Below are 13776 nucleotides of genomic sequence, written 5' to 3' on the forward strand. Positions count from 1 at the left end.
GCAACGGGCTGCACAACCTGTCCATGGTGGAAGGTTGCCAAAACTTGCTGATTTTCAGGAGTCCTAATATGCGTAATTTTGATCTCTCTCCGCTTTATCGTTCTGCAATTGGTTTCGATCGTCTGTTCAATCTGCTGGAATCAAATCAGAACCAGGCCAATGGTGGCTACCCTCCGTATAACGTTGAGCTGGTGGATGAAAACCACTACCGCATCACCATTGCCGTGGCGGGCTTTGCCCAGAGCGAGTTAGATATCACCTCTCATGACAACATGCTGGTTGTGCGCGGTGCGCATCCCGAGGAGCAGCAGGAACGTAAATACCTGTACCAGGGCATCGCCGAGCGTAACTTTGAGCGTAAATTCCAGCTGGCTGACCATATCGTGGTGCGCGATGCGCGTCTGGAGAATGGTTTGTTAAGCATCGATCTGGAACGTATCGTCCCCGAAGAGGCGAAACCGCGTCGGATTGAAATTCTGAAATAATAGCGTTGCTATAAGGAAAAACGCCGCAAAGATGCGGCGTTTTTTGTTATTACGCGATCAATCGCGTGTCTTAGATCCTCAATCAGAAATAGCGTACAAAGAACTGGGCAGTACCGGCGAACGGCACTTCCTGCGCGTTGGTGATTTCTGACTTCTTATTCAGCTGCGGAACTACGTCGAAAGTGAAGGTAAAATCGCTGGCTGAAGCGGGTTTATTGGTAGTATCCAATACAGTCCACTCCTGAGGAATACCGATGCCCCAACCTTGACTAAACGGCATTACCGCGAAATTTGTTGCGTTATGAGCGCTGCCATTATCAACATAACCGAAGCTGGTGCTGTTTTCGGTTCCGTCAAAAGATGACGTCTTACCGATTAAGGTAAAGTTACCCAATTTCTTGGTGGTAATAGGATCGAAACCAATACCAAAAATACGGTTAGCATCATTACCATTATTTCCGCCACTGCCAATTTTTTTCCCTGTCAGTGCGCTTGCGCTATTTGCGTCAGTTACCCAAAAGGCGATACTGGTCTTCGTCTCAGGTTCACATGTTACTTTCAGAGTAGCCGTCTTGGCATCAAGCACGGTCATGTCGTTGGCATTCAAAGTACTGTGCGGAATATCCCCCCAGTTTAAATCAGCACCGACAGACATCTCAGCATTACATGCCGGAGGTGTGATTTTACCCTGAACATTAATGGCGGTGTTTGCTGCCTGGGCAGTTCCGGCAGCCATCATTGCACCGAGAATTAAATATTTTGAATAACGCATAAAATTAAGTCCTTGTTAAATATTCTCTTGTGAGAAGGTATAGTCATAGATACAGCAAGCGTGCTGCTTTAGTGTTCCGGTATTTCACGTAGGTGAATTTTTCCGGATATGTTTGGCAGTCACATAACTGCCAAATATATTTGTATGGGTTTTTATTAGGCCGAGATTGTCTTATGAATAACTCACGCTTTGTTAATAGTGTTAAATATAAATAATTACTGTTTTTTAACAGGTAAGGATGGTGGTGCTATTGTTATTTCCGCCTGACGATCGTCAATCATATAGTTATAATCGGTTACCGCCGAGAATCTCACTTTGCTTGCCAGGTTGTATTTATAATTTGCAGGTAATTCTGCACAATTTTTTGAACCAGGTAGTGCATAAGCTTTAGGCATCTTTATTGCTTCTTTCCCTGGCAGTAACGTGACATCATTGACAAATCGAATCACAGTTTTTGTCTCATTAGCCACACATAACTGCGTATTCTGTATGCTCCATTTGAGGAACTTCCATTTGTTTTCAACTGGCTTATATCCTTTAGGACGAATGACGACAGGTAAGTCCTGACCAACCATAAAACCAACACTTGCTCCGGATTGCTGTTTTTCGGGCGGAATGCCCATAAATTGAATTCGTGCCAGATGTTCCTTGTCCAGTTTATTCTTGCTGCGATACAGCAGACGTACTGTCTGTGTCTCGCCTGGCTGAACCACCACGGCTTGTGGACTGGGTATAAGCACAGCATCAAGATCTTCATCCTCCAGACGTTGGACTCTGCTGTACAGCAATACGGGTTCTTTATTAGTGTTTTTGATACCAATGGTTCCCTCACGATCAGCTTCTTCAATAATTAGCACCGATGTCGTGGGGAGCACTGCTGAGGCCATTGCTTCAGCACCGGTCATTGCCATGAAAATACCTGCCAAAGCAAATGTTGGCATCCTTTTATTAATACGTGTCATTTTTTTCTCCACAAGTAACCGGTACATCAATAATTTCATTAGTTAATACGGGTTTGAAACTGTCTTTTTCAATATGACAAACCATGTCACCGATGTTGCTTATTTTTGCTGCACGGTTTGCCAATCTTTCCGCTTGTTTATGACTTAGCATCAGTACGTTTTCGTCAATGGTATAACCGAGCGATTCGGCATGGTCATCTAACACTTTTGCCCCGTAAGGAATGTTTTTTTCTCCCGCTATTAATCTGACAAGATAAAATCTCTCCTGGTCTGACTTATAATCAATCTTGCCAACTGCGCCGCGTTTGATGGTGATTTCCTGGTGCGGATTTTTTACATAAGCACCATCTGGTAGCGTTTTGGTGACAATATCTATTGAATTGATTTTTCCTTCATGCAATTGAGGGACCACAGCCAAGCCATCATAATTGGTAATAATACTTGAGGTAGGAGTGGTGATACTGGTATATCCTTTTACACCGGTATCAATGATTGCAAAGCTATCCTGAATATGAGCGGATGAAAAAATAAAGTTGTCACCCGTGCTAACCAGTGCACCAGATACGTTGGTGGAGTAATTTCTACTGCCGTTATTTGATCCAGAGTAGTAAGCGCTGGTGTTGGCATAAGGCGTACGCCAGAATGCGTTAACATTATGATTAGTGCTATTGCTTACACCTGTATAGCGATCAATACCCGCACCAATATTCAGATCGTCGGTGATGTTCTGATCTACACGCGAACCAAAAATGGTATTGCGCTGATAATGGTTCACATAAGAGGAGAATGCCCCTTTTTTACTAAAGGCGTTGAACGGTATCCGCAGGTTTAGTGTTGTTGACCAGTTATTATCTTTGCTGTTTCCGTGTACCCAGCCATAAGCCATATTCGTGCTGAGAGTATAATAACGAGCATTATAGGAACCGAAGACGCTCAGGGTATTCCGGTCCGGTGAATTATAAAAAGAATAACGCGACAGGGATAAACCGCTGCCAATTGAGCCAAAAGGCTTGCTCACACCCGCAGAGATGGCATAACGAGTATTGAAGTTCTGATATGAATAGTCTTTCTCAAAGGTTTGCTGACTTTCACCCAGGTCACGATAATAGTTGCTCTGCCAGCTCAAAGAGAGCCAGGGAGAGGCATTAGCCAGCTGCGAAGCAACCTTCGCGCTAACTTTCTCGCCGATATCTCCGTTCTTGCCGCTTCTGGCCAGACTGACGTTCATATCCCCGGTAGTATTGAAGGGAATCCAGTTAGCCCCCACACCCGCCCCAATCCCCGTGTAGCGGGTGGCAATCATCATCCCGGCAAAAGGTTGCAAGTAGTGATAAAACGGCAGTCGATACTCACCACCCAATACCGGGACATTTCCCATACCGCGTGAGGGATCGGTTTGTCCGGCAAATAATGAAAAGCGACTTGCCATCTGTTGGCTGACATTAAATGCGGCTTTCGGGATGGTGACACGCTGTTCGCCGCCGTTATTTTCCCGAACCACCAATTCCGCGTCGGCAAAAGCGGTATACAGTGGCACTGCTTCAAACAAGAAGGGACCGGCAGGAACCGGGCGACTGAAGATCACGCGTCCCTGTTGGTAAACCTCTACCTGAGCATAGCCAGATGCAATGCCACTGACGGTAACGGTGGTATCACCGTCTTTCAGACCTGCGTTGTTATTGAGTGTAAAACCGGTGATCTGACCGGCACCAAACAACGAGTTACCCACCCCCATGTAACCGGCACGTACGCGATAAATATCCGCCATATCTGTTTCCAGATAGGCACTACTCAGGTCGTAATTGCTGTAGGTAAGTCCGCTGGACGACTGGGAGCTGCGGTAAGAAAAGTGGGTACGCAACAAGACATTCTTGATATTCGCCCCCCAACTCATCAGTGCAGTCAGGGTATCGGTATGCGAAAATCGGTTGTTGCTGCGATTGCCACTGAGGTTGTAATTGAGGAACGTACCAAACCCACCTGACTGTGTATTCGAGAACGCTGAGTTTTTTTCCAGATAGAAGTCAGGGATATTGATATTTAATGCATTTTTATTGCGCTCATAATTCATTCTCAACTGTGAGACTTTAGTTGTATCAAGGCAATCAGAGTTTGGTGTCACCACAAAGGCATTAGGTTTTAAGCCAAACTCCTGCAATAAAGCACTATTCAGACATGCATTGCCATTGCTATCAAATTCAATTTCTTTAACGCCTGTGTATTTACCATTTAAATAAACACCGGTTTGCATTTTACCTTGTGGCTTAATTGCTTGTTCAATCGCACTTTTTGCCTGTTCATTACTAAGTCCTAACGATTCAATAACGTTGGCATTAAAGTTTAGCGTTTCTGCCATAGTGGAAGAACAGGAAAAAGCAATGGCTGCTGCCAGTAGCGAGAGTTTCTTATTGCAATTAACTAATCGTTCCATGAGTAGAATTTCCAGGGTGCAAAACACATCAAATATTTATGACCCTGAGGGATAGATTACTCGGCAACGGAGTTTCATGGTCATTAAATGAATTTCAAACTTGTACGACGACTATTCTGGATTTCTTTCAGCCTGGGAATGATTAATGACCGTCATTTTCATGATTTGATCATGATCATATGAAAACCATACAAAACAATTGGTTGTGTTGTATTTTTTTGTGATTTCATCTTTTTTTGTAATTGTGAAATGCTGAAAAAATCAGACCTGATAAGAATTCAGGAAGTTATGATGAGGTTTTTCTGAAGGTGGGTTGCAACGGCCACATGAAAGTGGGGGGGGTAGCGGCGCGATTTATCGCGCTCTTTAAAAATCCGCGCGATAAATCGCGCCGCTACCGAATACGTTCGTTTATGTCCTCACCAGAAATCGCTGACTCACCATTCCGCCAAATACATTAATCAGCAGACCGAGAATAATCACCGTAGCGCCTAACATTTGCTGCATCGACAGGGTTTCTCCCAAAATCAATGCTGCGCTGAGAATCCCCACCACCGGCACCAGTAACGAGAGCGGAGCGACGCGCCAGGTTTCATAGCGGCTGAGCAAATTGCCCCAAATGGCATAACCGACAATGGTGGCGACAAACGCCAGGTAGATCAGTGCCAGCACGGTTTGCAGTGAAATATGCACCAGACTGCTGACTATCGCCGCCTCGCCCTCGAACCACCATGAGCAGGCGAAGAACGGCAGCATAGGCACCAGCGCACTCCACACCACCAGCGACATGACCGGGACTTTGCTGTTACGCAGGATAATCTTGTTGGTGATATTGCCTAACCCCCACGACAGCGCTGCGGCCAGCGTTAGCATCATCGTGGTCAGCGTAATCCCTGCGGTGGTTTGCCCCTCCATACCGGCAGTGGCAAGCATAAACATACCGAGGGTGGCGACTACGATCCCGGCGATATGGTTCCAGCGCAGCTTCTCAGCCAGCAATAGCGCGCCGAGCAACAGGGTAAAAAATGCCTGAGCTTGCACCACCAGCGACGCCAGCCCGGCGGGCATGCCAAGTTTGATGGCAAGAAACAGAAATGCAAACTGACCAAAGCTGATGGTCATGCCGTACACCACCAGCCAGCGTAGCGGGATGTTTGGTCGTTTAACAAAGAAGATCGCCGGGAATGCCACCAGAGTAAAACGCAGTCCCGCCAGTAAAAACGGGGGCATGCCATGCAGCCCCAACTTAATCACCACAAAATTGACACCCCAGGCCAGCACGACACACAGGGCTAATAATAGATCTTTAACTGACATAACAATTCCTTCTGCCGCGATCAGGCGGTCGCCGTCACGGGGGTGGCGATTTCTGCACAACATTCATCGCCGACTACACGAAAATAATCATCCACATTCAGCGCTACCGAGCGCTCCAGTTCACCTGCGTTGAACCACAGGGTACCGACATCGCGCAGACGCGTATCGACGCGCAACGCCAGCCGGTCATCAAAACTAAAGGGGGGCACTGCTCCCATCACGCACTGCGTCAGTTCCTGGGCTTTTTCCGGTGCGGCGAAGCTCGATTTCTTGCCACCAATGGCACGCGCCGCGCTTTTGAAGTTGATTTTGCAATCACCGGGGACAATCGCCAGCAGATAACGGGACTCCGCCCCTTCTGGCATGGTCACCTCCAGCACCATCGCCTTCGCGGCCTGATTCAGCTCATTGCCGCGGATCTCACTGATGACATCGGTCTGACCGATGGCCTCATGCTCGACCACACGGAAATTCGCCTGATGTTGCTCCAACTGCGCGATCAATTTTTCATAGGTTGTCATCTTCATCTCCTCGTATGACGGGCCACGGGTTAACTCCAGGCAATCGCGTGCTTCATCTTTTTGTCGGTCAGACCAAAGAAGAAGCCCATGGTGATGCGCGTATCGCCTTCCACCCGATCAATTTCATGATAAAAAGCAGGGTTAAACAGATAGATATCGCCGCTGCGTGGTGAAAACTCACAAGTCTCGCAATGTTCAACAACGCCACTCTGGTAGCCCAGTTCGCCAGGTGTTTTGAAACGCTCATCCACCGGCTGCCATTTCTTATTAAAGATGCGTAGTTCTCCACCGGCGTTGCACTCTTGCAGGCACACCACGCAACTCAGTTGATGCAAAATGTCGGTGACCGCCAGGCCACTGCCTGCCGCATCGCGCACGATGTTGTCGTTGTGCAATGGGTTGGCGACGCCGTTGGCATGGAAACGCACGATCGAACCCGCATAGTCACCATGCCGGGGGTCGGTGGCGGTTTTCAGGCTCTCCAGCCGTAAGGCGTGTTTCACCCAGTTGTAAACCTGATCACGCAGGCAGTGCAGCGAGGGCGGCAAAGCGGGCTGAATGTCGCGTAATTCAGTGAAATAGTTTTCCGGCGCAGCGGTGTGCTTCGCCAGATAGGGGCCAAGGGTGGTGAGCGCACCATTGGGATAGTGCGACACCCGCACCTTCTCGCGGCAAAGTTGCAGGTCATCCACTGCCGCTTCACGGACTTCCGGGGTCAGGAAATTACGCAGTACCAGCAGCGGTACGCGCGCAGTCACAATGTCATCCAGCCAGGTACTTTCCACAAACATTTTGGGGTTAATCACGCGTATCTGATTGAAAATGGCCATGCTGTTCACTCCGACAAAGGAATTTCATGAAGTTCATGGTTGCTCATACGACGCCATTCCGACGCCGTGCCCAGTGCTGCAATGGGTTCAGAAGAGATAAAGGTGCGGTCGTGCTGTTTGTAGTGATGCAGGGTGAAATAATCGGGATAAGGGGTATCTGTGGGATGCCATTGCCATGCCCAGGCTTTCTCGCGGGTGACAAAAATCGCGTTGGCCGCACTGCCGCCAGGTGCTACCTGTGCCATTTTGTCGCGCAGATAATCGCGGGTGAAATCAGACGGGGTCGCGCGGTCAACGATGTATTCAAGGTATTCCGCCGAATCGAAGCGTGACTCCGCCATGCCGAGCTGCTGGTAAACCGTTGGTAAAAAGCCGTTGTGCATCATGTACCACTGCGTCTGGCCACTGGTGCGCCACAGCGGATGCGAAAATTCGATACCGTGGTTTTTGCTCAAGGTGGCATGGCGCACATGCACCGCCAGAAAACGGCCTCGCAGGCGATCGACATCAATACCCGGTAGCGCATCGGCAAACATGCCGGTGCCGTGTAGCGTGCGAATTTTTCCCTGCTCGATCCACAGCATTCCCCAGCCGTTTGGGTGCTGCTTGATTGGGCCATCATGGGTCGCGGTTTCACCACAACTCATGGCGCGCGCCGCCTCCAGTACCGCAGCGGCATCAAACTGACCGTGCGCCAGAATCATTCTGCACATAGCAAATCCCCCCGAGTGGCAAAAGACGGAACCGCAAGAATCTGATGGAAGGTCGCCAGAATGTCGTCGCGGCTGTTACCCGGCAGACGGAAGGTGGCGAGGATGCCCGCATGGCGGGTCAAATCGGCATACAATGAGGATCGCGGTGATACCTCCAGCGCGGGCAGATTGAGCGGTGGCAGTAGCTGGCCGCGCTGCTGTTGCGCGATCCAGCTTTCTGCCTGGTGATATTGCAGCGGCTGGCGCAAACGCAGACGACCTACCGCCGACGCCTGTTGATTGAAATGCAGCTCAGGCATACCCTGTCCTGCTTCGATCTGAAATGCCACGTCGGCCCAGTTGATGCCAGTCACTTCCTCAACCAGGTTCACCACACCCATGCCCGACAGGCGGAAACCCATTTCGAGAAAATGCGGTTCGCCATTGACCACGATGAAATCGATATGGAAAGCGCCCTGACGGTAGCCAAAAGTTTCACAACAGAAACTCATCAGGCTGGCAAAGGCCGCAGGCAGTTGCTGTGCGGCCATCGCCACATGGCCGGATTCGTAAAAGCTGATGCTGCCATCGGCGTCGCTATGATGCTCAATCACCTTCTGGCAACAGGTCAGGGCTACCGCGTGGCCATTATCTACCACACCCTGTAATGAATATTCGTCGCCGCACAGCCAGCTCTCGACGATATAGCCCGAGAACCCACGTCCACCGTAATTCATGGTATCGACCAGTTTGTTAATCACGGTATCCAGTTGGCTGGCTTCCTCGACCATCCAGACACCGAGGCCGCCGCCGCCATCGACCGGCTTGATCACGCAGGGGTAGAGCAGCGCTTCCCGCGCGTCGCGGATACTGAGCGGCGAGGCAAAAAAGCGAAACTCTGGTTGGGGGAAACGCGGCCAGGCCTTACGCAGCGCCATGCGTTGCGCGTATTTGTCCGGCGGGATAAAGCAGGGGCCGGCATCCGGGCCAGCCAGCATCTCACGCACCCGACCGGCGCTGGCGTTATAGGCTTCAAAGCCCGCCAGCACCACCTGTGGATGTTCCAGCAGCCCGGCATGCAGGCACGCCTGTAGCACATCCCAGGGGTTTTCCGGTCGATCCAGCCGCACGATCAGATCGAACGGCAAGGTCTGGCTGAGGGACTGGTAATCGACAAAATCCCCCATCTCCGCCAGAACAGTGAAATAACCTTCGCGCTTTGCCACCGCGCAGTACGGATTTTGCCCGTCGCGGGTGGCGCCAATCTGCAGGAAAATCTTTCTCATCGGTTGGCCTTACCGGGTTAACGCCCGGAAATCACTTCTGTGACGATGTCCTGCAGGACACCATTGTTAACCTGAATCACCGCTTTGTGCGGGTCGAAGCGCAGCACGCGCGACAGGGCATCCTGCTGCTGGTTATCCAGCAATGAACTCACCTGCGCGCTTTGCCAGCAGTGACGCATCTGCGCGATGGTCAGGCCGGAAAGTTGCTCCAGTTGTTGTGCCAACAGCAGATGGCTGCTGTTGCCTTCCAGCAAGGCACGCACCGCCGCTTCTTCCGGCGCGTCCGGCAACTGTTGCAGCCAGGCTTTCAGTTGGCGGCCACCGGCGATAAACGGCGAATAAATCATGCACACCAACTGGGTTTCATCGAGACCAAATGCCTGTTCGGCAAACTGCGTTGCCCGCTGCCGCGCACGCGCAATCGCGGCATCGTCCTGATAACGTGCCGCCATTTCGCTGATCAGCTGTGGTGGAAAATCTTTTTGCTGCATCAACCCCAGCGCAAAGCGTGCATATTCGCGCACGCCTTCGGCGTAGCTACGCTGCAACAGGGTTTCTGCGCGCAGGCCGCGAATATGGGCCATTAATGTCGGGTTGCCGCAGTCTGATTCCGAGAAGCTGAACATCAGTTCATCGAAGCGGAACTGCATAAACTCAGTGAGCAGCGTCCAGTGCGCCCCCGCTTCATACGCGGTGTCCTGATAGATATTGAAGAACAGCGGATCGCGCTCAAGCTGCCAGGTGATGCGGTGCGCGGGGGTAACCTGATCGACACCGTAGACATCGCTAAAGTAGCGTTGCGCCACGCCATCCAGGGTTTGCAGAAAGCCGCTAAAGCCGCGTGATTTATCCGCCACCGGTGCGTTAAACAGCCGGGAGAGGTGGCGCGCCCAGGCGAGGTAAGCGGTTTGTTCCTGTGGCGAATCGCCGGTGATGATCATATCCACCCCGCCATCGTAGTGCGCCGCGAGGCCAAAGGAGTTCACCATGCTGAGGTTGCAGGCGTTGCAAAAGGTGGAACGTGCATCGGCGCGGAAGCGGTGGCCGTTCATCAGCACATCGCTGCGATTCTGCTGGCGTACCGCTTCCGGCATCGGCAAATAACGGGAAAAAGGGCGAATCTGTAATCCGTCGGTCACCAGGCATTCGGTAAAGTCGTCATGGTGGATATGCAGCGCGCGATAAACGCGATCGATGTTCTCCATCACGCTGTCGTTCATTGCCGCGTGGCGGTTGGTGCTGATACGGAGCTGAAAGGTGCTCCCCCGCTGTTGCCAGATCAGCCCCTGGATGTAGCGGACATACGCCACCATATAGCTGCTGTCTTTGCCGCCGCCATAGGCGAGCAGCACGCGATTGTTTTCGGGGTGGTGCGTATCGGGTAGCGCGGCGAGCAAACGGCGGGAACAAGCCTGGGCAGATGCGAGAATGGCGGGGGATAGATATCCTTCAATTTCTCTCATCATGGTGGACAGATTATTCATTTTTCACTTTTTCCTTTGGCTAATAAAATCGCTATTGCCTTGAACACGGCAACATTGCGGGTAAAGGGCCACGAAGGTGCTTGGGAATGAATGTCTCAGTCTTCATGCTGCGCGGCTGGGTGCCAGCCACCGATACGCAAGGTGATTGATTTAACAGATGCAGCCTAAACTACTTTGAATGTAATCTGATGGATACGCACAGATCAGCACGATATGGGGTGGAACAGATGGCGGGTGAGACGGAAGAACAGGAGAGTCAGAGCAGTCGTTACCGTCAGATAGCAGAACAGATCAAACAGGCGATTCTCAGCGGATCGCTGCCGCCAGACAGTCGCTTACCCTCGGTGCGCACGCTGGCTACGCAGTACCATGTCAGCATGACCACCGCGCTCAAAACATTACGCACACTTGAGGATGAACACTATGCGGTGGCACGTCCCAAGTCCGGCTTTTTTGTGGCACCACGCAAGGCCGACAAAAAGTTGCCGTTGGTCAGCCATGAACAACCGCGTGAAATCGCGCCGTTGGATGAGCAGACCGAACTGCATCTGGCGATGGTGGGTTCGGATTGTCGCGTGAGGCTGGACCTGGCAAACGGCGATATCTCGCTGTATCCGGTTAAGAAAATTGGTCTGCTGATGCGTCAGATGGGGTACAGCAAACCGGCGCTGCTCGGGAATACCGTTAAGGGTACTGGCTATGCACCGTTGAAGGCGGAAATTGCCCGCCGTGCGGTGGATTATGGCTGCAACATCAACGCCGATGACATCCTGATCACCAACGGTTGTATTGAGGCGATCTCGCTGTCGCTGCGCGCCACCACCCGTCCCGGTGATATCGTGGCGGTGGAATCACCCTGTTATTTTGTGTTGTTGCAGATGCTGCACAACCTCAATCTACGGGTGATTGAAGTGGAGGCGGGCGCGGAAGGCTACGTCAACGTTGAGAAACTGACGACGTTGTTCCAGCGCAAAGCGGTGCAGGCGTATCTCAGCCTCAACAACATCAATAACCCGCTTGGTAAAAGCATCCCCAACGAACAAAAGGCCTACATTGCACGTCAGGCCGACGAAAACGATGTGGTGATCATTGAGGATGATATCTTCGGTGATACCGCCTTTGGTGAACGCCGTCCGTTCCCGATGCGCGCCTTCAGCCCGAACGTCATTCTGTGCAGCGGCTTCTCGAAAACGGTGGCGCCAGGTATCCGTATTGGCTGGGTGCACAGCGTCAATTACATGCGCAAAATCGCCTCGCTGAAATACACCTCGACGATGGGGACTTCGGTGCTGTCGCAGGCGGCGATTGCTGAGCTGCTGCGTAATGGCGGCTACGATGCCCATCTGCGTAAGCTGCGGCGTGAACTGGCGAATCAGATTCACCATATGCGTCAGGCGGTGCTGCGTTATTTCCCGGCGGGAACGCGCGTGTCTGATCCCGAAGGCGGCTACGTACTGTGGGTGGAGATGCCGATGCAGGCGTTAAACGTGCGTGCGCTGTTTCTCAAAGCACGCAATGCCGGGATTGGCATTGCGCCGGGGCATATTTTTGCCACCGACCACCGCTATGATCACTGCTTCCGACTGAACGCCGGATTTGGCTGGAATGAGGAAGTGGAGCAGGCAATTCGACAACTGGCACAGTGGTGCCAGCTGTCATTGCTGGAAGCGAGGCAGGATTAGGCGCGCCAGGCGTCTTCGATCTCTTGCGCCAGAATCTGCACCGCGTGTTCAATGCTTGCTGCGTCCGGCACATAATTCATGCGCATACATTGATGGGTATGCGGCCACTCCTGTTCCAGGCCCGGGAAGAAGAAATGCCCCGGCACCATCAGTACGCCGCGCGCCTTCAGCCGTTGATATAGCGCTTCGGTGCTGATCGGCAGGTCACGGAACCACAGCCAGAGGAAAATCGCCCCTTCTGGTTTGTGGATCAGGCAGCGATCTTCCGGCAAATAGCGGCGCAGGATGGCGATCGTCTCGCTAACCTTATGCTGATAAAACGGCTTGATCACCTGTTCTGACAGGCGTAATAAATCGCCGCGCGCAATCATTTCGTTCGCCATCGCCGGGCCGATGCTCCCCGGTGCCAGGCTGATGATGCCGTTCATATTGCCGATCGCGCTGATGGTGTTTTCATCGGCAACGATAATGCCGCAACGCGCCCCCGGCAGGCCGAGTTTCGACAGGCTCATGCACAGAATAATGTTGGGATTCCACAGTGGGCGCGCTTCGCTGAAGATAATGCCGGGGAAGGGCACGCCGTAGGCGTTATCGATCAACAGCGGAACTTCATGTTGCTGCGCCAGCGCATCCAGTTGTAACAGCTCGTCATCGGTGATGACATTGCCGGTGGGGTTGGTCGGACGCGAAACGCAAATCAGACCGATATCATCATTCAGCGGCAGGTGGTCAAAATCAACGTGATATTTGAACTGGCCTTCCGGCAGCAATTCAATGTTCGGCTTGGCAGAAACAAACAGCCCTTCCTCCAGCCCGGCGTCGGCGTAACCGAGATACTCCGGTGCCAGCGGGAACAGTACGCGTTTTTTGCTGCCGTCGGCGCGGTGTCCGGCGAACAGATTAAACAGATAGAAAAATGCGCTCTGGCTGCCGTTGGTCAGGGCGATATTTTGCGCCGTCAGCGGCCAGCCAAATTCGTCGCGTAACATCTTCGCCAGCGCATCAAGCAGCAACGCTTTGCCGCGTGGGCCGTCGTAGTTGCACAGCGCTTCGCTCAGTTTGCCTTCCTGATGCATCTGCTGCAAAAGCTGGTGGAAATAGTCATTCATTTCCGGGATTTGTGCCGGATTACCGCCGCCGAGCATGATGGTGCCGGGGGTACGCAATCCTTCCCCCATATCTTCCATCAGACGTGAGATGCCGGAATGTTGCGTAAATTTGTCGCCGAACTGAGAAAAAGACATAGCAGGTTAAAACATTGTGATGACTGATTGGGGACAACCATAGCGCCCGTAACAGGCGGGCGCAATGGTC

General features: G+C 52.0%; 12 protein-coding genes. 2 read left to right on the plus strand and 10 right to left on the minus strand.

The annotated features are described in order from the left end of the window. Nucleotides 1–68: 68 nt before the first annotated feature. Nucleotides 69–485, plus strand: coding sequence for a small heat shock chaperone IbpA (gene ibpA, locus L579_RS07540; RefSeq protein ID WP_013507211.1), 417 nt, complete (start codon nt 69–71; stop codon nt 483–485). A gap of 82 nt (nt 486–567) precedes the next feature. Here ibpA and L579_RS07545 read toward each other — a convergent pair whose 3' ends face one another. From L579_RS07545 to L579_RS07585, 9 genes are all read right to left on the minus strand, one after another. Beyond that, the gene (locus L579_RS07545; protein ID WP_021183660.1) at nt 568–1257 is read right to left on the minus strand and encodes a DUF1120 domain-containing protein; all 690 of its coding nucleotides are present in this window, start codon (nt 1255–1257) and stop codon (nt 568–570) included. A 215-nt stretch (nt 1258–1472) separates the two neighbouring features. Continuing rightward, nucleotides 1473–2219: a fimbria/pilus chaperone family protein gene (locus L579_RS07550; protein WP_051337948.1), complete on the minus strand. Its 747-nt coding sequence runs from the start codon at nt 2217–2219 to the stop codon at nt 1473–1475. Further along, a complete protein-coding gene (locus tag L579_RS07555; RefSeq protein WP_021183662.1) occupies nt 2206–4650 on the minus strand; it encodes a fimbria/pilus outer membrane usher protein in 2445 nt (814 codons plus the stop codon). The genes L579_RS07550 and L579_RS07555 overlap by 14 nt, the downstream gene beginning before the upstream one ends. Nucleotides 4651–5061: 411 nt before the next feature. Beyond that, the gene (locus L579_RS07560) at nt 5062–5967 is read right to left on the minus strand and encodes an EamA family transporter (RefSeq protein ID WP_021183663.1); all 906 of its coding nucleotides are present in this window, start codon (nt 5965–5967) and stop codon (nt 5062–5064) included. 20 nt (nt 5968–5987) lie between these two features. Further along, nucleotides 5988–6488 carry a YbaK/EbsC family protein gene (locus L579_RS07565; protein ID WP_021183664.1) on the minus strand — a complete coding sequence of 167 codons (501 nt, stop codon included), beginning with the start codon at nt 6486–6488 and terminating at the stop codon, nt 5988–5990. Nucleotides 6489–6517: 29 nt separating this feature from the next. After that, nucleotides 6518–7318, minus strand: a complete 801-nt coding sequence (locus tag L579_RS07570) for a 2OG-Fe(II)-dependent halogenase WelO5 family protein (protein ID WP_021183665.1) — start codon at nt 7316–7318, stop codon at nt 6518–6520. Nucleotides 7319–7323: 5 nt separating this feature from the next. Continuing rightward, nucleotides 7324–8031 carry a class II glutamine amidotransferase gene (locus L579_RS07575; protein WP_036625722.1) on the minus strand — a complete coding sequence of 236 codons (708 nt, stop codon included), beginning with the start codon at nt 8029–8031 and terminating at the stop codon, nt 7324–7326. Continuing rightward, nucleotides 8019–9296, minus strand: coding sequence for an ATP-grasp domain-containing protein (locus L579_RS07580; RefSeq protein WP_021183667.1), 1278 nt, complete (start codon nt 9294–9296; stop codon nt 8019–8021). The genes L579_RS07575 and L579_RS07580 overlap by 13 nt, the downstream gene beginning before the upstream one ends. A gap of 17 nt (nt 9297–9313) precedes the next feature. Further along, entirely contained in the window at nt 9314–10780 is a 1467-nt protein-coding gene (locus tag L579_RS07585; RefSeq protein ID WP_021183668.1) for a hypothetical protein, read from the minus strand. 227 nt (nt 10781–11007) lie between these two features. Here L579_RS07585 and L579_RS07590 point away from each other — a divergent pair, with 227 nt between their 5' ends. After that, a complete protein-coding gene (locus L579_RS07590; RefSeq protein WP_021183669.1) occupies nt 11008–12462 on the plus strand; it encodes an aminotransferase-like domain-containing protein in 1455 nt (484 codons plus the stop codon). Here L579_RS07590 and L579_RS07595 read toward each other — a convergent pair. After that, nucleotides 12459–13706, minus strand: coding sequence for a valine--pyruvate transaminase (locus tag L579_RS07595; protein ID WP_021183670.1), 1248 nt, complete (start codon nt 13704–13706; stop codon nt 12459–12461). The genes L579_RS07590 and L579_RS07595 overlap by 4 nt on opposite strands. Nucleotides 13707–13776: the final 70 nt, after the last annotated feature.

The sequence above is a fragment of the Pantoea sp. AS-PWVM4 genome, from assembly GCF_000468095.1.
Lineage (GTDB): Bacteria > Pseudomonadota > Gammaproteobacteria > Enterobacterales > Enterobacteriaceae > Pantoea > Pantoea phytobeneficialis.

Coding starts and splice junctions, on each gene's coding strand:
- L579_RS07570 (WP_021183665.1), bottom strand. CDS start 7,318: ATGGCCATTTTCAATCAGATACGCGTGATTAACCCCAAAATGTTTGTG.
- L579_RS07580 (WP_021183667.1), bottom strand. CDS start 9,296: ATGAGAAAGATTTTCCTGCAGATTGGCGCCACCCGCGACGGGCAAAAT.
- L579_RS07590 (WP_021183669.1), top strand. CDS start 11,008: ATGGCGGGTGAGACGGAAGAACAGGAGAGTCAGAGCAGTCGTTACCGT.
- L579_RS07585 (WP_021183668.1), bottom strand. CDS start 10,780: ATGAATAATCTGTCCACCATGATGAGAGAAATTGAAGGATATCTATCC.
- L579_RS07560 (WP_021183663.1), bottom strand. CDS start 5,967: ATGTCAGTTAAAGATCTATTATTAGCCCTGTGTGTCGTGCTGGCCTGG.
- L579_RS07595 (WP_021183670.1), bottom strand. CDS start 13,706: ATGTCTTTTTCTCAGTTCGGCGACAAATTTACGCAACATTCCGGCATC.
- ibpA (WP_013507211.1), top strand. CDS start 69: ATGCGTAATTTTGATCTCTCTCCGCTTTATCGTTCTGCAATTGGTTTC.
- L579_RS07565 (WP_021183664.1), bottom strand. CDS start 6,488: ATGACAACCTATGAAAAATTGATCGCGCAGTTGGAGCAACATCAGGCG.
- L579_RS07550 (WP_051337948.1), bottom strand. CDS start 2,219: ATGACACGTATTAATAAAAGGATGCCAACATTTGCTTTGGCAGGTATT.
- L579_RS07555 (WP_021183662.1), bottom strand. CDS start 4,650: ATGGAACGATTAGTTAATTGCAATAAGAAACTCTCGCTACTGGCAGCA.
- L579_RS07545 (WP_021183660.1), bottom strand. CDS start 1,257: ATGCGTTATTCAAAATATTTAATTCTCGGTGCAATGATGGCTGCCGGA.
- L579_RS07575 (WP_036625722.1), bottom strand. CDS start 8,031: ATGTGCAGAATGATTCTGGCGCACGGTCAGTTTGATGCCGCTGCGGTA.